At 67.4% G+C, this 23,574-nt stretch carries 24 protein-coding genes and 1 pseudogene; 12 read left to right on the forward strand and 13 right to left on the reverse strand.

The genetic code is table 11. The annotated features are described in order from the left end of the window. The first annotated feature begins 344 nt into the window (after positions 1–344). Both BM150_RS11255 and BM150_RS11260 read left to right on the forward strand, forming a co-directional pair. Positions 345–593: a DUF6400 family protein gene (locus BM150_RS11255; protein WP_092926801.1), complete on the forward strand. Its 249-nt coding sequence runs from the start codon at positions 345–347 to the stop codon at positions 591–593. Continuing rightward, entirely contained in the window at positions 583–807 is a 225-nt protein-coding gene (locus BM150_RS11260; protein ID WP_092926803.1) for a hypothetical protein, read from the forward strand. The genes BM150_RS11255 and BM150_RS11260 overlap by 11 nt, the downstream gene beginning before the upstream one ends. A 167-nt stretch (positions 808–974) precedes the next feature. Here BM150_RS11260 and BM150_RS11265 read toward each other — a convergent pair. Further along, positions 975–1,256 (reverse strand): annotated as a pseudogene (locus BM150_RS11265) (ArsR/SmtB family transcription factor); the annotation flags it as partial. Between the two features lie 341 nt (positions 1,257–1,597). Here BM150_RS11265 and BM150_RS11270 point away from each other — a divergent pair. From BM150_RS11270 to BM150_RS11285, 4 genes are all read left to right on the forward strand, one after another. After that, positions 1,598–2,881 carry an MFS transporter gene (locus tag BM150_RS11270; RefSeq protein WP_217641569.1) on the forward strand — a complete coding sequence of 428 codons (1,284 nt, stop codon included), beginning with the start codon at positions 1,598–1,600 and terminating at the stop codon, positions 2,879–2,881. 350 nt (positions 2,882–3,231) lie between these two features. Continuing rightward, positions 3,232–4,152, forward strand: coding sequence for an SDR family oxidoreductase (locus tag BM150_RS11275; protein WP_092926964.1), 921 nt, complete (start codon positions 3,232–3,234; stop codon positions 4,150–4,152). Positions 4,153–4,492: 340 nt separating this feature from the next. Further along, positions 4,493–5,035: an alpha/beta fold hydrolase gene (locus BM150_RS11280; RefSeq protein WP_092926807.1), complete on the forward strand. Its 543-nt coding sequence runs from the start codon at positions 4,493–4,495 to the stop codon at positions 5,033–5,035. A gap of 197 nt (positions 5,036–5,232) precedes the next feature. Beyond that, positions 5,233–6,597 (forward strand): hypothetical protein, encoded by a 1,365-nt coding sequence (locus tag BM150_RS11285; protein WP_092926809.1) that lies wholly within the window; start codon positions 5,233–5,235, stop codon positions 6,595–6,597. A 123-nt stretch (positions 6,598–6,720) separates the two neighbouring features. Here the strand turns inward: BM150_RS11285 and BM150_RS11290 are convergent, their stop codons facing one another. Together BM150_RS11290 and BM150_RS11295 are read right to left on the reverse strand one after the other, a co-directional pair. Continuing rightward, the gene (locus BM150_RS11290; RefSeq protein ID WP_092926811.1) at positions 6,721–7,014 is read right to left on the reverse strand and encodes a 4a-hydroxytetrahydrobiopterin dehydratase; all 294 of its coding nucleotides are present in this window, start codon (positions 7,012–7,014) and stop codon (positions 6,721–6,723) included. Positions 7,015–7,195: 181 nt separating this feature from the next. Further along, complete coding sequence (locus BM150_RS11295) at positions 7,196–7,411, reverse strand: DUF2795 domain-containing protein (RefSeq protein ID WP_092926813.1); 216 nt, start codon at positions 7,409–7,411, stop codon at positions 7,196–7,198. A gap of 186 nt (positions 7,412–7,597) precedes the next feature. Here BM150_RS11295 and cutA point away from each other — a divergent pair, with 186 nt between their 5' ends. The 4 genes from cutA (at position 7,598) to BM150_RS11315 (ending at position 12,427) form a co-directional block, all read left to right on the forward strand. After that, positions 7,598–7,915: a divalent-cation tolerance protein CutA gene (cutA, locus tag BM150_RS11300; RefSeq protein WP_092926815.1), complete on the forward strand. Its 318-nt coding sequence runs from the start codon at positions 7,598–7,600 to the stop codon at positions 7,913–7,915. 221 nt (positions 7,916–8,136) lie between these two features. Continuing rightward, on the forward strand, positions 8,137–8,454 hold the full coding sequence (locus BM150_RS11305) for a hypothetical protein (RefSeq protein ID WP_092926817.1): 318 nt from the start codon (positions 8,137–8,139) through the stop codon (positions 8,452–8,454). 390 nt (positions 8,455–8,844) lie between these two features. Continuing rightward, positions 8,845–10,179 carry a nucleoside transporter C-terminal domain-containing protein gene (locus BM150_RS11310; protein ID WP_092926819.1) on the forward strand — a complete coding sequence of 445 codons (1,335 nt, stop codon included), beginning with the start codon at positions 8,845–8,847 and terminating at the stop codon, positions 10,177–10,179. 118 nt (positions 10,180–10,297) lie between these two features. Beyond that, positions 10,298–12,427, forward strand: coding sequence for a S9 family peptidase (locus BM150_RS11315; RefSeq protein ID WP_092926821.1), 2,130 nt, complete (start codon positions 10,298–10,300; stop codon positions 12,425–12,427). Between the two features lie 174 nt (positions 12,428–12,601). On the opposite strand, the gene BM150_RS11320 is transcribed toward BM150_RS11315, so the two are convergent. The 4 genes from BM150_RS11320 to cmk form a co-directional block, all read right to left on the reverse strand. Beyond that, a complete protein-coding gene (locus BM150_RS11320; RefSeq protein ID WP_092926823.1) occupies positions 12,602–13,435 on the reverse strand; it encodes an aldo/keto reductase in 834 nt (277 codons plus the stop codon). 91 nt (positions 13,436–13,526) lie between these two features. Then, complete coding sequence (der, locus tag BM150_RS11325; protein ID WP_092926825.1) at positions 13,527–14,972, reverse strand: ribosome biogenesis GTPase Der; 1,446 nt, start codon at positions 14,970–14,972, stop codon at positions 13,527–13,529. Next, positions 14,969–15,634, reverse strand: a complete 666-nt coding sequence (locus BM150_RS11330) for a lysophospholipid acyltransferase family protein (protein WP_245755433.1) — start codon at positions 15,632–15,634, stop codon at positions 14,969–14,971. The genes der and BM150_RS11330 overlap by 4 nt, the downstream gene beginning before the upstream one ends. 44 nt (positions 15,635–15,678) lie before the next feature. Then, positions 15,679–16,404 carry a (d)CMP kinase gene (gene cmk, locus BM150_RS11335; protein WP_092926829.1) on the reverse strand — a complete coding sequence of 242 codons (726 nt, stop codon included), beginning with the start codon at positions 16,402–16,404 and terminating at the stop codon, positions 15,679–15,681. 158 nt (positions 16,405–16,562) lie between these two features. On the opposite strand from cmk, the gene BM150_RS11340 reads away from it, so the two are divergent. Both BM150_RS11340 and BM150_RS11345 read left to right on the forward strand, forming a co-directional pair. Beyond that, complete coding sequence (locus BM150_RS11340; protein ID WP_092926831.1) at positions 16,563–17,045, forward strand: cation:proton antiporter regulatory subunit; 483 nt, start codon at positions 16,563–16,565, stop codon at positions 17,043–17,045. A 104-nt stretch (positions 17,046–17,149) separates the two neighbouring features. Further along, entirely contained in the window at positions 17,150–18,325 is a 1,176-nt protein-coding gene (locus tag BM150_RS11345; protein WP_092926848.1) for a cation:proton antiporter, read from the forward strand. Positions 18,326–18,389: 64 nt separating this feature from the next. On the opposite strand, the gene BM150_RS11350 is transcribed toward BM150_RS11345, so the two are convergent. The 6 genes from BM150_RS11350 to BM150_RS11375 form a co-directional block, all read right to left on the reverse strand. After that, on the reverse strand, positions 18,390–19,163 hold the full coding sequence (locus BM150_RS11350; RefSeq protein WP_092926850.1) for a pseudouridine synthase: 774 nt from the start codon (positions 19,161–19,163) through the stop codon (positions 18,390–18,392). Beyond that, positions 19,156–19,809, reverse strand: a complete 654-nt coding sequence (scpB, locus tag BM150_RS11355) for an SMC-Scp complex subunit ScpB (protein ID WP_092926852.1) — start codon at positions 19,807–19,809, stop codon at positions 19,156–19,158. Before scpB ends, BM150_RS11350 begins: the two co-directional genes overlap by 8 nt. After that, complete coding sequence (locus BM150_RS11360) at positions 19,806–20,678, reverse strand: segregation and condensation protein A (RefSeq protein WP_175496781.1); 873 nt, start codon at positions 20,676–20,678, stop codon at positions 19,806–19,808. The genes scpB and BM150_RS11360 overlap by 4 nt, the downstream gene beginning before the upstream one ends. A gap of 35 nt (positions 20,679–20,713) precedes the next feature. Further along, a complete protein-coding gene (locus BM150_RS11365) occupies positions 20,714–21,661 on the reverse strand; it encodes a ParA family protein (protein WP_092926854.1) in 948 nt (315 codons plus the stop codon). A 163-nt stretch (positions 21,662–21,824) separates the two neighbouring features. Next, on the reverse strand, positions 21,825–22,769 hold the full coding sequence (xerD, locus tag BM150_RS11370; RefSeq protein WP_092926856.1) for a site-specific tyrosine recombinase XerD: 945 nt from the start codon (positions 22,767–22,769) through the stop codon (positions 21,825–21,827). Between the two features lie 71 nt (positions 22,770–22,840). After that, complete coding sequence (locus BM150_RS11375) at positions 22,841–23,509, reverse strand: NUDIX domain-containing protein (protein WP_092926858.1); 669 nt, start codon at positions 23,507–23,509, stop codon at positions 22,841–22,843. Positions 23,510–23,574 lie beyond the last annotated feature (65 nt).

The following is a 23,574-nucleotide window of genomic DNA, read 5'->3' on the forward strand; positions in this document are numbered from 1 at the left end:
TCAACACTGAAACAATAGACATAACAAATGGGGGCGTTCACGCGCCCTCCAGCTCGAGGAGGCGTCCACCGGGTGCGCCGAGCACCTTCCGGGCGAAGACGGACCGATGACGAAATCGGCCCCCGGAGCGCGGAACCCGAAAAGTCGGCACGCGGTCACCGAAGGCGACGAAACGCCCGAGGAAGCGGCGCCCGCGACCTCAGCAACGGGCAAATCCCGCCGTTGACCAGCGAGGACAATTGTGACACCCCTCGCGCGAGCGAAGTGAGCCATTTCATTGCGCGTTTCCGCGCCGAACAGCAGACTGCGCGACGATCGGCCGGACAGCACGAGAAAGTGATCAGATGAGCGCTGGTGACAATTCCACCGAGCTGGAATTCAACATCGATCTCGGCGCGGAGGAGATGCGACGGCGCGCCGAGATCACGCGGGCCCTGGGTGATGACTGGGACCCCGCGGAGCAGCTGCTCGGCGAGCGCGAAGCGCACGCACTGCTGTACTCCGGGCTCGACGAGTGGCAGCGCGGCATCTACGAGCAGCTGGTTCGGGCGGGAGTGCTCCCCGAGGGCATCGGTGGCGAGCATGCCGATTGACCCGTTCGCCGACATCGGCCGCCGCGCCTGGCTCGACTGCCCCAACTGCCACCACGGGCAGAACTGCTCGGAATGCCTGCTCGGACGTTCCTGCAGCGACCACTGGCAGTACCTGCTGTCCAACTCCGGAACCCTGCTGTACCTGCAGTGCCCCAGCTGCACCCATCTCTGGCAGCACGACACGCACGGTGGTCGCACCGAGCGGAGGTGCTGAATCCCTCGACCACGCCGGCTGATCGCCCGTGACGTGCCGTAACCGCGAATCTGGAGGCGAGCCCGGCGCAGCCACGCACCGCGAAACGCCCCGTCTCACTGCTAGCTGGCGGCAGCGGGCACTCGCCACACGGCCTTCAACTCCGCACAGGTGCGGAACGGAGCCGTTCAGCCGGACCGGCTGCCTTCGAGCAGCCGATCACCGATGGAGCTGCGCCGGTACAGCACGTGCCGTCCGTCACGTATCCGGATGAGCAGCCCCGAGTCGTACAACACGCGCAGGTGCTGGGACACGGCACTCGCGGTGACCCCGAGACGCCGGGCGAGTTCGACGGTGGGTGTCGGCTCGTCGAGCAGTGCGAGCAACCTGGCTCTGGGAGCGCCGAGCAACGGGGCGAGGACGGCCGTGTCAACAGGGGGTTCGGTGGACCAGAGCGTGGCCACTCCCTTCCTGAAGCACCCGAAGGCTGAGCAGCGTCTCGTGCAGTGGCGAGATGACGAAGCGCGTATCCGCCAGATCCTCGACACCCAGCACGAAACTGATCATTAAGTCGTAAGCTACATCGATTCTCCCCGAACGGTCGATACGTTGCACTACCGTGCGTGTCACCCGGAATTCACACGAGCTCCACCGGTTCCACCGAGCGCTGTCTCGGTGCTGACCGGTCAGTTCCAACCAGTCGAACGTCCCGGTCGGAAGACCTTGCCCGCTCCGTCCCGAGTAGAACTCGGGAGACGGAGTCGCGTGCCCATTCCGCCCGGTCAAATCACCGACGAACGGTTGGACCGAGATGAGCAGGCGAATGCTGTTCGTCCTGGCCGTGACCTGTGGCGTGGCCGTGGGCAACATCTACTTCCCGCAGGCGCTCGTCCCACTGATCGCCACCGGACTGGGCACCTCGTCGGACGGGGCGACGCTGGCCGTGTCGGCCACACAGATCGGTTACGCGGGTGGGATCTTCCTGCTGGTCCCATTGGGGGACCGCCTTCCACACCGGCGACTTCTGCTCGCTCTGCTCGGTCTCACGGGGTTCGGCCTGCTACTAGCGGGATGCGCCCGAAACCTGCCACTGCTGGTAGCCGGCAGCGTGCTGGTAGGACTCACCACGGTGGGAGCGCAGGTGATCGGTCCGCTGGCAGCAGGGCTGGTGGAGGACCACCGCCGGGCGGCTGTGCTCGGCACCCTGTTGAGCGGCTCGGTCGGCGGCATGATCCTGGCCCGTGCTTTCAGCGGCACGCTCGGCGAATGGTTCGGATGGCGAGTTCCGTACCTGGCGGCCGCCGTACTGGTATTCGTCCTGTTGGCCGTTCTCTCCCGCATGCTGCCGTACACCTCCCCGCGGTCGCGAGAGCACTACCCCTCACTGCTGGGGGAATCGCTGCGCCTGCTGTTCACCGAACCGGAGCTGCGTCGCTCCTGCCTCTACCAGGCAGCCGTGTTCGCCGGCTTCTCGGCAGTGTGGACCACCCTGGCGATCCTGCTGACGGGACCGGTCTACGGGCTGGGGACCTCAGCGGTAGGGCTGTTCGCGCTGGTCGGCGGTGTCACCGCATGTTGCACGCCGCTCGCCGGAGGTTGGGTGGATCGACAGGGTCCTGATCCGGTCAATCTCGTTTGCATGTTCGGCGTACTCGTCTCGGCCGCGGTCCTGGCCGGAGGCGCCCACGGCGACAGGATCGGTCTGCTCGCTCTGATCATCGGCACGTTACTGCTCGACGTGGCAATGCAGTGCGGCATGGTCGCGAACCAGGCCCGTGTGTACGCACTGCGTCCCGAGCGACGGAGCAGGCTCAACACCGCCTACATGACGTGCGCTTATCTGGGCGGCAGCGCCGGATCGTGGATCGGGTCGCACGTATACGACCTGTTCGGCTGGTCCGGGGTGTGGGTTCGTGGTCCTGCTCACCACTCCGGCCCTGCTCCGCCACCTGCTGACGCCCCCTGCTCGAAAACGGGGTCGGGATCGCTCCTCGGTGGTGGGAGACTCGGGAACGTGCCGACCGCCACGGTGAACATCCGCCCGGCCCGGGTGCACGACGCTCACGCGCTCGGGGAGATCCACGTGGCCTCGTGACGAGCCGCCTACGCGGGGCTGCTCCCCGCCGAGTACCTGGACCGGTTGTCCTTGACCGATCGGCGACGAGCTCGGTTCTACGAACAACGCGGTTGGGAATGTCTCGGAACCACCCGGACGGAAACGCTCGGCGACGGTGACGTGCGAGTGGAGGAGGTCCGGTACCGGTATGTGCCCACCTTCCACCGGAGATGAGACTCCCCTCGTCCTCTCACACCTCGTCCCTCGACCGAAGGAGTGGCCTGCAACGCGGCCCCACCGGGGCGACCCTCACGGGGAGAAGTGTCGGTCCCGGGGGTCACACTGCGACTTCCGTTCCGTACCGGTAAGAGAGCGGGGATGTGGATCGCATGAGCGGCAAGCTACAGGGCAAGGTGGCACTGGTCGCCGGAGCCACCCGGAGCGCGGGCAGAGCGATCGCGGTTGAGCTGGGAACCGCCGGAGCCACGGTTTACGTCACGGGACGCAGCACTCGTGAGCAACGTTCGGAGTACGACCGCCCGGAGACGATCGAGGAGACCGCCGAGCTGGTCACTCTGTCCGGTGGTCACGGCATCGCCGTCCAAGTCGACCACCTGGACGAGCAACAGGTCCGGGCACTGACCGAGCGGATCGACCGTGAACACGGGCGGCTCGATGTACTGGTCAACGACGTTTGGGGCGGCGAGAAGCTGTTCGAGTGGAACACGACGCTGTGGCAGCACTCATTGAACAACGGACTGCGGCTACTGCGGCTCGGAATCGACACTCACCTGATCACCAGCGCGTTCGCACTCCCTCTACTGATCAGGAATTCGGGCGGGTTGGTCGTGGAGATGACCGACGGCACGGCCGAGTACAACGAGGTTAACTACCGTGCTGCCACGGGTGCCTACTACGACCTCGCCAAGGTGTCGGTGACTCGATTGGCGCTCGCCCAGGCCGAGGAGCTGCGTCCCTACGGCGGCACTGCCGTGGCGTTGACACCGGGCTGGTTGCGTTCGGAGATGATGCTCGACGCCTTCGGCGTCACCGAACAGAACTGGCGTGACGCCGTCGAGGCTCAGCCGCACTTCGCCATCTCGGAGTCTCCACACTACGTGGGGCGTGCGGTAACCGCGCTGGCCACCGATCCCGAGGTGGCACGCTGGTCCGGGCAGTCGTTGTCCAGCGGTGGCCTCGCCGGGGTGTACGGGTTCACCGACCTCGACGGCAGCCGCCCCGACGCATGGCGCTACATCGCCGAGGTTCAGGACCCAGGCAACCCAGCGGACACGGCCGGATACCGGTAGCCGGTTGCCCGGTCGGACTCGGCGGCACGGTCGGACCCGACGATTCGTCAGCTCGTTCCGACGACGTGACGTCCATAAGTGACCTGGCAAGATCTCAGAACCTGCCAGGTATTCTCCCCTCCGAGATGGGTGGCTCGTGCCCCCGGGAACGCTGACCACTGTTCGGCGAGCAACCGTTCCACAGGCCCTCGACGAGCTCGCGCCGTTGCCGAAATTTGGTAAGCCGCCGGAGGACCACGGCCCGAAGGAGCGAGCTTCACGCTCCGAGAAACAACGAAGTTACGAAACCGGCCACGAGGTGCCGATTCCGGGAGGAAGCAGAATCGGTACATGCGCACACGTGCTGCCGCACCTCGCTCCGCTGCTCGCGCTGCACAGCTGCGCACCGTCCACACTGCCCGATCCGGACGCCTTCACGGAACGTCTCGCCGCTCCCCTGGCTTTCGGTCCCCGGCCGCAACGGCTCACCTGGCGCGCGGTACGCGTTCTGACCGCTTCGGACCGTGGTCTGCGAGTGATGATGTCCTCGTTGTCACGGCTGCCGGTCCGGCAGTGGTGGTCGCAGTGGAGCCGGGACGATCGCGCGGCGGCACGCGAAACCTTCTCGATGATGGGGTCCGGCTCGGGATTCGTCACCGATCTCCGCCAGGCTCGCCCGGAACGATCGTCCTACCGGGAGTCGACACTGCGATCGCTGCCGTGCCCGACGCTGGTCACGGCCTCCCGGCACGACGGCGGGGTCGCGTTCGAGCACGCCGAGGACTTCGGACGCACCATCCCGCGGGTACGCCTGGTGGAAACCGGGGCGCCGAGTCACTTCCACTGGCTCGGTGCCTCACGGGGCAGCGTCTCGCGAGCGGTCCGCGAGTTCCTCGCCGCCTGAGCGGTGAGCCGGACGAGGACCACCGGATACCACCGCATACGACAATGTGAGAGCTCCGTACCACTTACGACCGGCCCGGCACCGTATCCGTTCCGAATCACCGTCGACAACTGTCGTGGACACCTCGCGGGCACGGTGAGTCCCGACCGGGCTCCGGTTCGTGAGAAGAATTCCGGGCCGTCTATCTTTCGAAAGTAATGACCGAGTTGAACCAGTCACCGTCGACGGAGCACGTGCGTCCTTCCTGGCGCGCGCTGCTCTCACCGCTCAGCGATCTACTGGTGATCCTGGGCGGGGCACTGTTGGTATGGCGCGCCTGGGTAATCGGCGAACGGTTGCTGGCGCGTGGGGTCGACATCTACCTGGACCTGCCGCCGTTGTTCGCCAGCTGGGCGCCGCACACCGGTCCCGGAACGGTGCCCGCGATCCTGCTCGCGCTGCTGGTGATCATCTCGGGACCGACCTTGGCAGCACGGCTGCGTTGGGGACCGCTGCTGGCAGTCACCTATCCGGTCACGTTGGGCTGGATGTTCAGCCTGACCATGATCGAGGGCTGGAACTTCGGTGTCGTGACCAAGCTGTCCAACCCCAAGAACTACCTCGCCGAGATCGACCGGGTGGAGACGGTCTCGTCGATGCTGAGCGGGTTCACCGAACGAATTCTGCTCGAACCCGGCTCGTGGGCGGTGCACGTGTCCGGACACCCACCGGGTGTGCTGATGGTGTTCGTGTGGATGGACCGGATCGGTCTCGGCGGTGGAATCGCGGCATCCGTGATGTGCATGCTCGTCGGCTCCACGACCGTTCTGTCCATCGCGACCACACTGCGCGCACTGGGCGAGGAGCACGTCGCCCGGGCGATGCTGCCGTTCGGGGTGCTGCTGCCCGGCATGGTGTGGATGGGCGTCAGCGCCGACGCGATGTTCGCCGGGGTCGCGGCGTGCGGGATCGCGTTGCTCGCGGTGGGCACGACCCGGGGCGACAGACTGGGTGATCTGGTGGCGTTGACGAGCGGTCTGCTGCTCGGGTTCACGCTCTACCTCTCGTACGGGCTCGTGCTGGTGGGGCTGTTCGCGCTGGTGGTGCTGGCCCTGACGCGCAGACTACGGCCGATCCTGTTCGCGGTCGCGGGGGTCGTAGTGGTCGTTGTGCTGTTCACCGTGCACGGCTTCTGGTGGCTGGAGGGCTACGAACTCGTCCGGATCCGCTACTACCAGGGCATCGCCGACACCCGACCGTACAGCTACTTCGTGTGGGCCAACCTTGCCTGTGTGGTGCTTGTCGCGGGGCCCGCGGTTCTGGTCAGCCTGCGGAGATTGGCGACGGCGCCACGGCGTCTGGAGCTCGGAGCGCGGCTGCTCACCGTCGCGGCGCTGGTGGCGATAGCCGCCGCGGATCTGTCCGGGATGAGCAAGGCTGAGGTTGAGCGGATCTGGCTACCGTTCACCATGTGGCTCGCGGTTCCCTGCGCGGTACTGCCACGGGGACAGCACCGCTGGTGGCTGACAGCGCAGGCAGTGCTGGCGCTGCTGATCAACCACCTGGTGATCACACGTTGGTGAAACAGGGACCGAGGCCGCCCTCCGGAGTACGGTCGAGCCCCACTCGCTCGGGGCCCGACCGGTCCGGTTCGGCGGCCATCGGAGTGGTTCGTTCGGAGTCGTTCGTGCGGCCTGACCAGAGGCTCAGGAATCCCGGTGCAGCGACTCGATCCGTTCGGCCATCGTCAGGTCGTTCTCGGTCACCCCACCGGCCGAGTGGGTGGTGATCCGCACGGTGAGGCGGTTGTAGTCGTGCACGGACAGATCCGGGTGGTGGTCGGCTTCATTGGCGAGATGGGCGATCGCGTTGGCGAAGGTCACCGCGGTGAGAAACCCCTTGAGCTTCCAGGTCTTGTGCACCGCCGAGTCCCGGTACTGCCAGTCCCCGAGTTCGGCGAGCCTGTTCTCGATCGTGTCCTGCGACAACAGTTCGGGCATCGAGCCCTCCTCAACGCTGCTCGTCAACGGTCACCGGGTGTCGTGCCCGTGCGGGAGTTGTACCAGAAGGATCTTCTCCCGACTGATCACCCCGGCCGGGATCACCCCTGTCGATCATCCCGGCCTGGCGCGTCGAAGCGAAACGCGGCTCCTGCTCGGCGTACCGGGTGGAGCGGACGGCTCATCTCCCGGGCGTCTCCTGCTCCGGACGTTGCGGGACACAGCGCTCCACCTCGTCGCTGTTCCCGTACGTACCGTCCGGCAGCGCCCGCAACGCACGCAGCGTGCGGGGGTCGGCCTCCCGGTCCTCGGCGTATCGGATCAGCTCGGCCTTGTCCGCGGGGAACTCCAATCCCTGCAACGCCTTGTTCACCCGACGTTCGTCGGCATCGGTCATGACGATCCTCTCGTGACTCGCGGGGTGTCCGGGGAGCACGGAGCTCCCGTACCGCCCCGCAGGACTGTTCCGCCGTACGGCTACCCAGTCGGACGAAAACTGACACCCGCCGGTCGGATCCGTAACCGTGCCGAGCACTTCGACGGGTGGGATCATCCGTGGGAAGCCACTCGCTAACCTGACGGCATGACCGAATACGTGCAGGTTGTCACCACCACCGACTCCGAACACGCCGCCGCCGAGCTGGCTCGTGGTGTGGTCGGGGCCCGACTCGGTGCGTGCGTACAGGTCGTGCCGATCCGCAGCTTCTTCCGCTGGCAGGGAGGTGTGCAGGACGAGCAGGAATGGCAGTTGCAGATCAAAACCACCCGGAAGCGGGTAACCGAGCTGCGCGAACACCTGGGGACCCGACACAACTACGACGTGCCGGAGATCATCGTCACGCCGATCGTCACGGGTGACGAGCAGTACCTGTCCTGGGTCGCGGAGGAGACCAATCCTTGATCGCGGCGACCGCCGCACTCGAGCGTTCGGCGTGAGGTCTTCCGTCACCGGCGACGAGCAGCGGTGATCACGCCCGAGAATTCCGTTCGGGGCCGTCGTAGACTCTCTCGACAAGTATTTCCACCGCCCCGGTACCGGTTCCCGAAGGAGCGCGAAAACGGGAATGGATCGGACCGGCAGCAACACGCGTCGCGACCGCGGCGAGGCAAGGACCCAGCCGGATGAAGAAGCCCACCATCACCCGCAACGACATCTACATCACGGCGGCAGGCCCCGCCGTGGGGCTGCTCGTGGCGATGTTCACGCTGCACTGGGACTGGTTGTTCGCCGGAATACTGATATCCGCCACCGGACTGGTGTGGCTCCGGTTACGACGTGCCGCTGTGGACTGGTCGGTACGGACGGGGCTGCTCGCCCTGTTGCTCGGGCTGTTGCTGTGGCTGTGGCTCGACGACGCGCGTTGGGCGATTCTGGGGTTGTTTCCGCTGGTGTTCGTGTTCATTCGCAAGCTGGCCGCCACCGTCGATCAGCATCGCTGAGTCCGTAAGGGCAGTCCGAGTCCGCACCCGGCCCGGAGGGGATCGCTTCCCCTCCGGGCACTGCCCGGAGGGGGTCGCAGCCCGTGGGCGGACCGCACCCGTGTGCCGGAAGATCAGCGCCCCCTCGGCGATGATCACGTCAGACAGCGGCACCGGCAAGCACAGCTGTGAGCGGGCAACGCCCCGGGGCCCTAATTTCCGCTCGGCACCTACGACGTGGTTTCCGCCGAGCGGAAGAGTTCGTTTCCAGGGAGAAACGAAGTGGTTCCGGGGCTGTCGCGGTGATCAGTGGCATGCCAATATTCGGCGACCAAATTATTCGCGGCGTCGCCGGTTGCGGTCCGCGCAAGGCGAGAACCCGCCGAGCGGACCGAACGGTGTGAAAGGACGATGCTCGTGCACGTGCTATGGGGTATTGGCGGCATGGTGGTGCTGCTGCTGATCGCGGTGGCCCTGTCGACCAGCCCACGTTCGATCCGGCCCCGCACGGTACTGGGAGCACTGGCGATCCAGGTGGTTTTCGCCGTTCTCGTGCTGCGCTGGGAAACAGGAGAGCGGGTGCTGGAGGCGGTCGCCGCGGGTGTGGGCAAGGTGATCGACTCCGCCAACGAGGGCATCAATTTCATGGTGGGGCCGCTGATCGGCCTGCTGGACGAGGGCAGCACGCTGTTCGCATTCCAGGTGTTGCCGATCATCGTGTTCATCGCCTCGCTGAGCGCGGTGCTCTACCACTGGCACATTCTGCAGTGGGTGGTACGCATCATCGGTGGCGGACTGCAGAAACTGCTGGGGACCACGAAGGCGGAATCGCTCAACGCCACGGCCAACATCTTCGTGGGACAGACCGAGGCACCGCTGGTGATCCGGCCGTACCTGGCCAGGATGACCCGCTCGGAGTTCTTCGCGGTGATGGCGGGTGGCCTGTCCACGGTCGCCGGAACGGTGCTCGTCGGCTACTCGCTGCTGGGAGCGTCACTGGAGTACCTGATCGCGGCCAGTTTCATGGCGGCACCGGCCGGTCTCCTGATGGCCAAGATCATCGTTCCCGAGACCGAGAAGTCCCACAGCGACGAGGCCGTGGCCGCCACGACGACGGGAACCGGCACGGACGCCGCGGCGGACGCCTCCGGCGCGGACGAGAAGCCCGACGACGGTGAACGCACCGAGGGGGCCGACGCCGAGCACGACGAGGAGCCCGAAAAACCGCGCAACGTCATCGACGCCGCGGCGGTCGGAGCCTCCGACGGTCTCAAGCTCGCCCTCAACGTCGGAGCGATGCTGTTCGCGTTCATCTCGCTGATCGCGCTGCTCAACCTGATCATCGGCGGGGTCGGTGGCCTGTTCGGCCTGGAGAACCTGACCTTCCAACAGATTCTCGGGTATGTCTTCTCGCCCGTCATGGTCGCCATCGGGATCCCGTTCAACGAAGCCGTCGAGGCCGGAACCTTCCTGGGGCAGAAGCTGGTTCTCAACGAGTTCGTCGCCTTCGCCGACTTCGGTCCCATGGCGGAGTCCGGCGCGTTCACCGAACGCACCGCCGTGATCATCACTTTCGCCCTGACCGGATTCGCCAACTTCAGCTCGCTGGGAATCCTGCTGGGCGGACTCGGCGGCCTGGTTCCCAGTCGCAGACCGCTGATCGCCCAACTCGGGATCCGAGCCGTGTTGGCGGGCACGCTGGCGAACCTCATGAGCGCCACCATCGCGGGGATGGTGATCGGTTGATCGCGGCACCGTTGTGGCGGTGCGTCCACGCATCGCCACAACGGTGCACAGCCGAACGCGGGCGGTCGTCGATGGACCACCCGATCGCGCACTCGAACACCTTTGACAAGCTGCTGGCATGACCGCAGCCGATACGTTCCCTCGTCACAGCGCCCGGACCCAGGGGTTCAGTCTGGGCGCCCCACGTAATTTCACCGTCGCACCGGACGGGCAACGGGTGCTGTTCCTGCGGTCGTCGAGCGGCACCGACCGGAGCAACGCGCTGTGGATGTTGGACACCGGCGACGGCACGGAGCACCGGGTGGCCGATCCCGCACAGCTCGACGACACCGGGACCACCTCGGCGGCGGAACTGGCCCGTCGGGAACGCCTCCGGGAGCGGGCCTCGGGGATCACGGCTTACGCGGTGGACGACGACGCCCGGCGAGTGGCCTTCACCCTCTCCGGTGAGCTGTTCGTGGCCGAGCCGGAGAACGGGCTGCTCCGCCGGTTGCCCGCCCACTACCCCGCCGCGGATCCCAGACCGGACGGCACCGGCACGCGCGTGGCCTACACCTCACAGGGCGGGCTGCGTGTGATCGGGTTCGACGGTTCCGGAGACCGGGCGCTGGTCGAGCCCGAACACGAGCGGGTCCAGTGGGGCTGCGCCGAGTTCATCGCCGCGGAGGAGATGAACCGGGCCCGCGGCTACTGGTGGGCGCCCGACGGTTCGGCGATCCTGGCGGCCCGGGTGGACGAGTCGGGGGTGGCGCGGTGGAACCTCGCCGATCCCGCCGACCCCGCACGCCCCCCCAGAACGATGCCGTATCCCGCGGCGGGTGAGAACAACGCCGCGGTCACCCTGGAGCTGTTGCGGGTCGACGACACGAAGTTCGGACAACGGACTCCTGTGCGCTGGGACAACGCTGCCCATCCCTATCTGGTGGCGGCTCACTGGTCCGAACACGGCCGACCGCTGCTGGCGGTGCAGAGTCGTGACCAGCGTAGTCAGCTGGTGCTGGCGGTGGATCCCGACACCGGTGAGACCACGGAGCTGCACCACGAGACCGATCCGCACTGGATCGAGATCAAGACCGGCTGGCCCGCCTGGACCCCCGGCGGCGGCCTGGCACGGATCAGCGCGATCGACGGCGCTTACCGGCTCCTGGTCGACGGCGACGACTGGACCGGCCCCACACTGCAGGTCCGCGCGATTCTGGACATCGGCCCCACCGACGTCCTGGTCTCGGCATCGGCGGCGGACCCCACCCAGGTGCACGTCTACCGGGTGACCGAGGCGGGTGCGCGGCGGGTCTCCGAGCAGGACGGTGTGCACGGGGCCACCCGTGGCGGGCCGGTGACCGTGCTGTCCTCCAGCGGCACGGAGCGGCTGCACGGCACCGTGCGGGTATTCCGCGAAGAGGCACCGATCGCCGAGATCACCTCGCTGGCCGAGACGAGCACGATCGCGCCACGCGTCGAACTGCTGCGACTCGGTGCCCGCGAGTTGTGCTCCGCGCTGCTGCTGCCGCACGGACATCGCCCGGAACACGGCAGGCTGCCGGTACTGCTGGATCCCTACGGGGGGCCACAGGCACAGCGGGTGCTGCGACGACAGCAGGGGTACCTGACGCCGCAGTGGTTCGCCGAGCAGGGATTCGCCGTGCTCGTCACGGACGGCCGGGGCACGGGAGGACGCGGGCCGGACTGGGACCGGGCGGTGTCCGGGGATCTCGCGGGCCCACCCTTGCAGGACCAGGTGGACGCGCTGCACGCGTGCGCCGCCGAGCGCACCGATCTGGATCTCGACCGGGTGGGGATCCGGGGTTGGTCGTTCGGGGGCTATCTGGCGGCGCTGGCTGTGCTGCGCCGCCCCGACGTGTTCCACGCGGCGGTGGCGGGTGCACCGGTCTGCGACTGGCGGCTCTACGACACGCACTACACCGAGCGCTACCTCGGCGACCCGAACCGCGATCCCGAGACGTACACGGCGAACTCGCTGCTGCGGATGGCTCCCGAGCTGCGCAGGGAGCTGCTGCTGGTGCACGGCACCGTCGACGACAACGTGGTGTTCGCGCACTCGCTGCGGCTGTCGGAAGCGCTGACCTCGGCGGGCAGATCGCACACCCTGTTGCCGCTGCCCGGCGTGACCCACATGCCGACCTCGGAGAGCAAGAGCGAGAACCTGCTGTTGTTGCAGCTGGATTTCCTGCGCCGTGCTCTCGAGCTGCCCGCGGCGTCATCGGAGGCTGCCGCTCCGAGCGAGTGACGGCCCCTCAACGCGGCGAGGGGCCGTCGGGAGCACGCAGCCGATCACCGGGTCGTCCGTCCCCGGCGGGAGGCCCGGTGCCTCCGGTCGGGGGCGATCTCCTGGGCTGTCACGGGTCAGCGCGCCGAACCGCCTCGGCACCCGAACGGGAAAGCGCGGACCGGTGAAGCTCCGTCAGAGTATCTCCAGCGGCCTCGGCCCACCGGGTGGCGGGAACCGCTCGTCGAGTCGGGACAACTCCTCGTCCGAGAGCGAGAGGTCGACCGCCGCTCGGTTGTGGTCGACGTGTTCGACGGTCGCCGCCTTGGGGATCGCGCACATCCCGTCCTGCCGCAGCACCCACGCCAGCGCCAGCTGCGCGGGGGTGACACCGCGCTCGGCGGCCAGCTCGCCGAGCACCCGGTCGTCGAGCAACCTGCCCTGTTCGATCGGGGAATAAGCCATCACCGGCAGGTTCCGTCGCCGACACCAGGGCAGCAGATCGAACTCGGGGCCGCGGCGGGTGAGGTTGTACAGCACCTGATCGGTGGACACTCGGCGGCCTGCCTCGGTCGCGAAGAGATCGCTCATGTCGGCCGGATCGAAATTGCTCACCCCGAAATAGCGGATCTTGCCGCTGCGCTGGAGCGACTCGAACGCCGCCATGGTCTCCTCCAGCGGCGTGGCACCCCGCCAGTGCAGCAAGTACAGGTCCAACCGGTCCGTTCCCAGCCGCCGCAGACTGCGCTCGCAGGCCGCCACGGTACCGCCGCGGTCGGCGTTGTGCGGAAACACCTTGGAAACCACGAAGGCCTCGTCCCGCCTGCCCCGCAGCGCGGTACCCACGACCTGTTCGGCGCCGCCACCCCCGTACATCTCGGCGGTGTCGATCAGCCGGATCCCCGAGTCGAGCCCGTGGCGCAACGCGTCGACCTCGGCAGCACGTCGCGCGTCGCGCTCTCCCATACCCCAGGTCCCCTGCCCGAGCACGGGCAGCTCGCCCCCTTCGGGCAACGGCAGACTACGCATATCTCGCACCTTGTCGTTCGGAGAACTCGGACAGGGTGCCGGGCTTCCGGGGAGGCTACCCGATACCGATCCCGGCCGAAGCGGACGGTGCTCAGCGGGAGCTCTTGCGTTCCTTGATCCGCACGACCACGCGAACCGGACTACCCGCGAAACCGAACGCCTCGCGGAACTTGCGCTCCAGGAACCGGCGATAGCCCGCCTCCAGGAAGCCCGAACTGAACAACACCAGTGTCGGTGGTCGGGCGTGCGCCTGGGTGGCGAACATGATCTTGGGCTGTTTGCCGCCCCGGACCGGCGGGGGATGAGCCGCGACGATGTCCGACAACCACGAGTTGATCTGGCCGGTGGAGACGCGCTGGTCCCAGGATTCGAGCGCTGTCCGCAGCGTGGGTGCCAGTTTGGTGACCGCACGGCCGGTATGAGCCGACACGTTCACCCGTTCGGCCCACCGCACTCGGACGAGGTCGCGATCGATCTCCTTCTCCAGGCTGCGCCGCCGGTCGTCGTCGACCATGTCCCACTTGTTGTAGGCGATCACCAATGCCCGACCGGACTCGATGACCATGCTGATGATGCGCAGGTCCTGCTCGGTCAGCGGCTCGGAACCGTCGATGAGCACGATGGCAACCTCGGCCGCCTCGATGGCCGCCTTGGTGCGCAGCGAGGCGTAGTACTCCGTGCCGTCGGCGGTCTTGACCCGCTTGCGCAGCCCGGCGGTGTCCACGAACCGCCACACCTCGTCGTCGAGCTCGACCAGCGAGTCCACGGGATCGACGGTGGTACCGGCCACCTCGTCGACCACGGCACGCTGCTCCCCGACGAGACGGTTGAGCATGCTGGACTTGCCGACGTTGGGCTTGCCCACCAGCGCCACCCGTCGCGGTCCCGCCGCGCCCCCCAACTGTTCCCGCGGGGTTTCGGGCAGCACGCGCAGCACTTCGTCGAGCAGATCACCAGACCCGCGACCGTGCAGCGCGCTCACCGGATGCGGCTCCCCCAGTCCGAGGGACCACAGCTCGGCCGTACCCGCCACCGCCACCTGGTCGTCGACCTTGTTGGCGACCACGATCACCGGTCGCCGGGACCGGCGCAGCACCTTCGCGGCGGCCTCGTCGGTGCCGCTGACCCCCACGTTGGCGTCGACCACGAACAGGATCGCGTCGGCTGCCGACATGGCCATCTCCGCCTGTGAAGTGACACTGGCGTACATGCCGTCGGCATCGGGGTCCCAGCCACCGGTGTCGACGACGCTGAACGCGCGCCCGCTCCACACCGCGTCATAGGTAACCCGGTCCCGCGTGACACCCGGAGTGTCCTTGACCACGGCCTGCCTGCTGCCGAGCAACCGGTTTACCAGGGTGGACTTACCGACGTTGGGCCTGCCCACGACCGCCAGCACGGGGCGGCCTGGTTCGGTTCCCGAATCCTCGTCGAGTTCGTCGAGCAGGTGATCGTAGTCGGCCCAGTCCGTCTCGTCGGACCAGGTGCCGTCGAGGCCGGCACCCTCGGCGGCGTCGGCAAACGGCTCTTCGCTCACGCTTCGTTCCCTCTCACATCATCGTCTGGTTCGTCGGAGTCGATCGTTCGGCCGTCCAGTTCGGCGAGCAACTCGACCAACTCGGTACGCACGCGTTCGGTCGCCGCGGCCAGCCCCGCTCTGCCCCGCTGCTCCGGCAGGCGAACGGGTCTGCCGACGAGAACATCCACCCTCGGCCGGAAGCGGAACCGTCGCCCGCTCTCGCGAGCCGTACCCCGGCACGCGACCGGCAGCAGCGACGCCCCCGCCGATCGGGCCAACCACGCCGCGCCGTGCCGTGCCTCGGCCACGCTTCCGCCTCGAGTGCCCTCGGGAAACACCCCGATCACCCCGCCGGAACGAAGTATCCGCACCGCGGCCGACAACGCCGCGCGATCGGGAGCATCACGACGAACCGGAAGATGACCCAGTTTACACAGTGTCCAGCCGAGCGGGCCCCGGAACAGTTCCCGCTTGATCAGGAACACCGCACCACGTGGCAGCGTCCCGAACAACACCGGACCGTCCGCGAGGGAACTGTGATTGGCGACGAGAACCACGGGGCCGGTCGTGGGGAACCGCTCACCGTGTCGAACACGGATTCGATACGACATCCGCAGCACGACCCGGCCGAGGCAGCGGCCGAACCGGCGAAAACCGGGTGAGCTGTCCTCCGGCAGCATACCCGTAGTGGGGTGGTCACGCTGCGAGTGACTCCCCCCGGCCCTCATCGTCCGGCTCGCTCGTTGCTGACCAGCAGCCCGCGGACGGCTGCCAACTCGTGCAACCGCCGCAGCACCTGTTCCAGGGAGAGCTCGGTCGTGTCCAGCGAAACCGCGTCCTCGGCCATTCGAAGCGGCGCGACGGACCTGTTGGAATCGAGCGTGTCCCTGCGTCGCACGTCGGCGTGCACCAGGTCGCGGTCCGCCGGGCGCCCCTCGGCCGCGTCCTGGGCGGTGCGACGGTGCGCCCGGGCGTCAGCAGAGGCGGTCAGGTACACCTTCAGGCCCGCCTCGGGCACCACCACGGTGCCCACGTCACGTCCCTCGACCACGATTCCTCCGCTGGGACGTGTCGCGGCGTCGATCAGCGCGCGCTGTCGCCGCACCAGAAGCTCCCGAACCTCGGGAACCGCCGAGACGGCGGAGACCGCCCTGGTGACCTCCTGCTCGCGGATCTCCCCTCGCACGTCGGCTCCGTCCAGCGACACCCCGGGAGAGTCGGGGTCGGTACGCATCACCAGATGCGCGTCACGGGCGACGCGGGTGAGTTCCGCGGCGTCGTCCAGCGGCGCCCCGGCACGCAGCACGGCCAGTGTCACCGCTCGATACATCGCGCCGGTATCCAGGTAAGCAGCACCGAGCGCGTGGGCGAGTCCACGAGCCGCCGTGGACTTGCCCGTTCCGGACGGCCCGTCCACCGCCACGATTCCGTTGAGCTCGGGCTGGGACACCTCGACTGACCTCCTCGACAACGAATGACCACATCGCTCGCTCGGGCTAACCGACAATGTTTCATTCTGCCTGTCCGCGACCGCGGTGACTCAATCGAGTCCCGCACGACCGATCGGCCGACTACTGCGAAGCCGACAGACGTTTTAAGATCGGTCGTGTGGACGTCACCGTGACCCCGCTGCCGGGGCTGGGCACGCAACAGGAATTCACGACCGAGTCCGGGCGCCGCATCGGAGTGATCACCTACCGGGACGGCCGGATGGAGCTGATCGTCTCCGATGCCAGGGACCCGGACAAGATCTGTGCGGCTACCGATCTCACCGGGGAGGAAACCAGCACGCTGGCGAACCTGCTCGGAGCTCCCCAACTGGTGCGACAGCTCAGCGAGCAACAGCGCGAGGTCACCGGCGTGACCACCTGGCAACTGCCGCTGGCGCCCGACTCACCTTTCGACGGGCGCACGCTCGGCGAGACCGAGATGCGCACCCGGACCTCGGTTTCGATAGTGGCGGTGATAAGGGACGGGTCGGTGCTGCCCTCCCCTCGCCCGGATTTCGTCTTCGCGGGCGGCGACCTGGTGGTCGTCGTCGGTACCGCCGAAGGTCTACGCGCAGCCGGCGAGATCATGGAACACGGCTGATTCGACTCGAACCGGGCGTTCCCGCCGGGATGTTCGGGCGGCGCCCCACGGATTCCGGAGGTTGAACGGATCCGGTCGACGTCCGCGCGGGCGAGAGGAACCAGGTGCAACACACTGCGATCACACTGATCGAACTGGGAGCGGTCTTCTTCGGCCTGGGGGTGCTCGGGCGACTCGCCTGGCGCATCGGTATATCGCCGATCCCGCTGTATCTGCTCGGCGGGTTGGCGTTCGGGCAGGGCGGGCTGATCCCGCTGGGCGGCATCGAACCGTTCACCGAGATCGCCTCGGAGATCGGGGTCGTCCTGCTGTTGCTGCTGCTGGGGTTGGAGTACTCGGCGGGTGAGCTGGTAACGGGGTTGCGCCGTTCCTGGCTGGCGGGGCTCGTCGACGTGGTTCTCAACGCGTCCCCGGGCGCGGCCGTGGCACTGCTGCTGGGCTGGGGCCCGATCGCGGCGATCGTACTGGCCGGTGTCACCTACATCTCCTCGTCGGGGATCGTGGCGAAAGTCCTGGGGGATCTGGGCAGACTGGGCAACCGTGAGACACCGGTGGTGCTGTCGATACTGGTGTTCGAGGACCTGGCCATGGCCATCTACCTGCCGATACTGACCGCCCTGCTCGCCGGTGTGGGGTTTCTGGGAGGTCTCGGTGCGGTCGGTGTGTCCGTCCTGGTGATCACTCTGGTGCTGGTGTTGGCGCTACGTTACGGACGCTACGTCTCCGCGTTGGTGGACAGCCCGGATCCCGAGGTGTTCCTGCTCCGATTGCTCGGAGCGGCGCTGCTCGTGGCCGGCTTGGCGGCCCAGCTGCAGGTTTCGGCGGCGGTGGGCGCCTTCCTGCTGGGCATCGCCATATCCGGGTCTACCGCGGCCAACGCCACCCGAACACTGGCCCCGCTGCGCGACCTGTTCGCGGCGGTGTTCTTCGTCGTGTTCGGTCTCAACACCGATCCGTCCGCGATTCCGCCGGTGCTGCCGTTCGCACTGCTGCTGGCACTGCTGACCACGATCACGAAACTCGCCACGGGATGGTTCGCCGCGGGCTCACAGGGCATCAGGCGGATGGGGCGCGCCCGTGCGGGGGCCGCCCTGGTGGCCCGCGGCGAGTTCTCCATAGTCATCGCGGGCCTGGCAGTGGGTTCCGGAGCGGTCACCGGTGAACTGGCGGCGTTCTCCACCGCTTATGTGCTGCTGATGGCCGTGCTCGGCCCGGTGGCGGCCCGGGTGGTGGAACCGGTGGCGCAGCGGCTGGTGACGCTACGGCAGGCGCGGCGATGAGCGGGACGGGCGACGCCTACCGAACGGCCACCGCACGGGCCTGGTCACAGGCGCCCCGGTCTGCTCACAGGCCGACCGCGCGGTAGAGCGAGCCGAGTTCCTTGTTGTCCAGCGGCCGGATCGCCCCCGGCCGTTCGTTGGTCAGCCGCACTTCGCCGACACCTGTCCGGACCAGTCGCTGCACCGGGTACCCCGCGGCCTTGAACAGTCTGCGGACGATTCGTTTGCGCCCCTCGTGCAGCACCACCTGCGCCAACACCCGGGTCCCCTTCTGGTTGGTGTCGACGAAGCGGAAGGAGTCGACGCTGGCGAGGCCGTCCTCGAGCTCCAGACCGGCCTTGACGGTGCGTCCCAGATCCTTGGGAACGGGCCCCTGCAACTCGACGAGATAGGTCTTGGGAACCCGATAGGAGGGATGCATCAGTCGATTGGCGAGATCACCGTCGTTGCTGATCAGCAGCAACCCTTCGGTGTTGAAGTCCAGCCGCCCGATGTGGAAGAGCTTGCCTTCCCGCTTCGGCAGGTAGTCACCGATGCAGGGACGCCCCTGGTCGTCGGACATGCTGCACAGAATGCCCGTGGGCTTGTTCAGCAACAGATGGGTGGCTTCGTTGTCGACCACGACCCTGCTGCCGTCCACGTGGATGACCGAGGTGGCCGGGTCCACCCTGGCGCCGAGCGTGGTGACCGGAGCACCGTCGACCTCCACACGGCCCTCGACGATCATCTCCTCAGCGGCGCGGCGTGAGGCGACGCCCGCCTTGGAAAGCACTTTCTGCAGCCGGACGCCTTCCGCGTCCCGGCTGTTCCGGCTCGTCGGGTCGTGCGGTTCAGACATCGTCGATCGCATCCACTTCGGGCAACAGGGGGGCCAGTGGCGGCAGTTCCCGCAACGAGGACAGGCCGAGCCGTTCCAGGAACAACTCTGTCGTGCAGTAGGAAGTGCCGCCCGATTCCGGGTCGGTACCGGCTTCGTGGATCAGTCCACGCGCCAGCAGGGTACGTACGACCCCGTCCACGTTAACACCGCGCACCGCGGCCACCTTCGAGCGAGTCACCGGTTGCCGATAAGCGATGACGGCGAGCGTCTCCAGCGCGGCCTTGGTGAGCTTGGCTCGCTGCCCGTCGAGGAGGTATCGCTCGACGACGGGAGCGTATACATCGCGGGTGTAGAACCGCCAGCCATCCGCCACCCTGCGCAGCTCGATACCACTTCCCGCCGCGGTGTAGCCCTCGGCCAGCCGATTCAGGGCTGTGGTGACCCGCTCCACGGGCTGATCGAGAACCTCGGCCAGCAGCTCCTCACCGGCAGGGGCATCGACCACCAGCAGCACCGCTTCCAGCGCGGCGTCCAGCGCGGGCTCGGAGTCGAGGGCGGGCCACTCACGACTCCGCCCTTCGCCGGTACCGACCGTCCGCTCGGTCTCCTCACCGCGCTCGGCTCCCTCGGCACGGGAACCATCGGGATGCTTATCGTCGCTCACCCGTAATCCTCTTCCTCGTCTCGATCCCGATCGGCCTCGGCGGCCACGCGAGCCTGTTCGGCGCTGCCGCCCACCCAGGAGACCGTGAGCTCCCCGAGCGGTTCCGGCTGATCGAACGTGACCACCGCCTCGCGGAACAATTCGAGCAGCGCCAGGAACCGAGCCACGATCTCGAGGCTCGTGCCGCACCGCTCGGTCAGCTCGACGAACAGTGCGCTGCCCCGCTCGGCAAGCAGCACCCGCAGCTCCGCCGCGTGTTCACGCACCGAGACGCGTTGCTGGTGGAGATGATCCAGCGAAACGGTCGGTGGGGGTTTGGGGCGGAACACCGCGGCGGCTGTCTCCGCCAGCCCGGCGGCATCCACTCCGAGAACCACTTCTGGCATCAGGTCGAGATAGCGCTGCTCCAGCGATACCGCCCGGGGGTAGCGCCCCAGTGCCCCGGCTTCGAGCTGTCGGAACAGTTCGGCGACCCGCTTGTAGGCCCGGTACTGCAGCAACCGTGCGAACAGCAGGTCGCGGGCCTCCAGCAGGGCGAGGTCCTCCTCGTCCTCGACCTCGGCGGCGGGGACGAGCCGAGCCGCTTTGAGATCCAGCAGCGTGGCCGCCACGACGAGGAACTCACTGATCTCGTCCAGCTCGGAGCGCTGCCCGAGCTCCTTCGTGTAGGCGATGAAGTCATCGGTGACGCGATGCAGCGCCACCTCGGTGACGTCGAGCTGATGCTGCGAGATCAGCTGCAGCAACAGGTCGAACGGCCCCTCGAAGTTCTCCAGCCGTACTGTGAAGCGTCCGCCCTGGGAATCCTGAGCGGCGGCCAGTTCGGGCACCTCGTGCGCCGAGTCGGTGGCTGCTTGTGCCTCAGTCACGTTTCCTCATCAGCAACAGCGGCTCGCGGCAGGGCTCACCGCGCGATGACCTCGCGGGCGAGCGAACGGTAGGCCTTCGAGCCGGAGGAACGCGGCGCCCACCGAGTGATGGGTTCTCCCGCCACGGTGGTTTCGGGAAACCGCACCGTGCGGTTTATCACGCTGTCGAACACTATATCCCCGAACGCTTCCACCACGCGCGACATCACCTCTCGCGAATGCAGCGTACGGGGATCGAACATCGTCGCCAGGATTCCACTGATCTCCAGATCGGGATTCAGCCGGTCGCGGACCTTCTCGATGGTGTCGATCAGCAATGCCACTCCGCGCAGGCTGAAGAACTCGCACTCCAGCGGAATCATCACGCCGTGGGCCGCCGCCAACGCGTTGACCGTCAGCAGCCCCAACGACGGCTGGCAATCGACCAGCACGAAGTCGTACTCCGCGCGCACCGGTCGCAGGGCACGCTCCAACGCCTGCTCCCGCCCCACCTCTGCGACGAGTTGGACCTCGGCCGCCGAGAGATCGATGTTGCTCGGCAACAGATCCATTCCCGGGACACTGGTGGATCTGATCACCTCGCGGAGTTCGACGGAGCGTTCCATGATGACGTTGTAGATGGTCTGCTCCAGCTGGTGCGGTTGCACGCCGAGACCTACCGACAATGCACCTTGTGGATCGAAATCGACCAGCAACACCTTGCGTCCGTACTCGGCGAGTGCCGCCCCCAGATTGATCGTGGACGTGGTCTTACCGACGCCGCCCTTCTGGTTGCACATCGCCAGCACCGAGGCGGGCCCGTGCGCGTCCAACGCCGCGGGCTCGGGAACGTGTCGACGCGGCCTACCGGTTGGGCCGATGTTCGCGTCGTTGGGATCGGGTCCCATTCCGTCGCCGTTGGCGATTTCCGAAGTGTCGGGGGTGATGCTCAGGTCGACCGCGCCCCGGTACCGCCCACCGGCGGAGGGCTGCGGCGTCGACATGGCGGTGGTGACTCCTTTGTGTGCGACGGCATTCGAAAACGTCGTTCGATGCGCAGCCTAAGCGGCACGCGCACGCAGCGGCAACGCGCATCGCCGTTGTCCGGACGAAACACCTCGCGGTACCGCTCGCTCACCCGGCAGGGGCCGGGTGAACCCGTGGAACTCAGTCGCGCGCCCTGGGATGGGTGGTGGCGTAGACCTCGCGCAACGTATTCATGGTGACCATTGTGTACATCTGAGTTGTCGAGACCGACGAGTGCCCGAGCAACTCCTGCACGACCCGCACATCGGCTCCCCCTTCCAGTAGATGAGTCGCGAAGGAATGCCGAAGCACGTGTGGTGAGACCGAAGTGGACACACCGGCACGTTCGGCCGCGGTTTTCAGGATGTTCCAGGCGCTCTGCCGGGACAGTCCGCCGCCGCGGGAATTGAGGAACAACGCCCTGTCCCCCCTGCCCCGCTTCGCCAGCGCGGGACGTGAACGGACGAGGTATGCCTCGATCGCGGCAAGGGCCGGGCGCCCCACCGGAACCCGACGTTGCACCCCGCCCTTTCCGTCGAACAGGACGGTCCGCTCCTGTTCGTCGAGATCATCGGTCTTCAGACCGACCGCCTCGGAAATCCGTGCTCCACTGGAGTAGAGCAGTTCCAGCAAGGCACGGTCCCGCAATCCGCGCATGCCTTCGACAGTACCCGTTTCCAGCAGCCGCATTACCTCGTCGACGGTTAACGCCTTCGGCAGACGTCGCGGCAGGGCGGGCGGAGTCACCTCACGTGCCGGGTCCCGCGCCGTGAATCCCTCCAGGAAGGCGAAGCGATGCAACCCCCGCACCGCCACGATGGTTCTGGCCGCGGAAGCGGGCGCGAGCGGAACCCCGCCATCGTGCTCGCCCCTGCGCAGTGTGGCGAGAAACTCACCCACCAGATCGGGCGAAACTCCGCCCGGTTCCACGATTCCCTCCCCCGACAGGTAAGCGCCGTAACGGCGCAGATCCCGAGTGTAGGACTCCAGCGTGCTGGGAGCGGTTCCCCGTTCCACCACGAGGTGATCGAGATAGGCTCTGATCACTCGGCGCAGTTCGTCGGGCAGTTCGTCGAGATCGGGCATCGGTGGGCTCCTTCCCGGATCACCATGACACGAGCACGGGGGATCGTGCGGCCGAACCGGGTAGAGCGCGCTCAACGATCGGTTCGGGCGGGAAACCGGACGGGGCGATCCACCCACTCGACGTCCGGGTGTCTGGGCACGGCGCGTCCCCGCGACACCGCCTGGGCCGCCAGCAGTCCCGAGACGGCGGGGGCGTTGACGATCTCGCCCCTGAAGACCATGTCGACGGCGCGATCCAATTCGAACCGGCGCACGACGAGATCCGCCTCCTCGTCTGCCGCGGGTTCCGGGAGAGCGACCTCGGACAGGCCACGGGCGAGGTAGACCCGCTCGGACTGATCCGTGAATCCCGGTGAGGCGGCCACATCGACGAGGACCGACCATTCCTCGGCGGCGAGCCCGACCTCCTCCGCGAGTTCCCGACGAGCGGTGTGCAGCGGGGGTTCACCGGGAGCGTCCAGCAGGCCCGCCGGCAGTTCCCAGAGTCTGCGATCCAGCGGATAGCGATACTGGTGAACCAGCACGACACGTTCGTGCTCGTCCAGCGCCACCACCGCTACCGCGCCGGAGTGCTCGACGACCTCACGGCGCGAACGTCCACCCCCCGGCATGGCGACTTCGTCGGCACGCAGCGCCAGAATGTTGCCCACGTAGACATCGGAGGTCGACAGCGTGGTGAAGCTGTGCCGACCGTTCGTACGGGTGATCGGCGTGCCGGACTGTTCGGGATCGGCGGACATGCGGAGCGCTCCTGGAGTGTCTCGGTGTTCTCACTCGGTGATCCTGTTTACCGGTCCGGAGTCCG

The organism is Actinopolyspora alba (assembly GCF_900112765.1).
Lineage (GTDB): Bacteria > Actinomycetota > Actinomycetes > Mycobacteriales > Pseudonocardiaceae > Actinopolyspora > Actinopolyspora alba.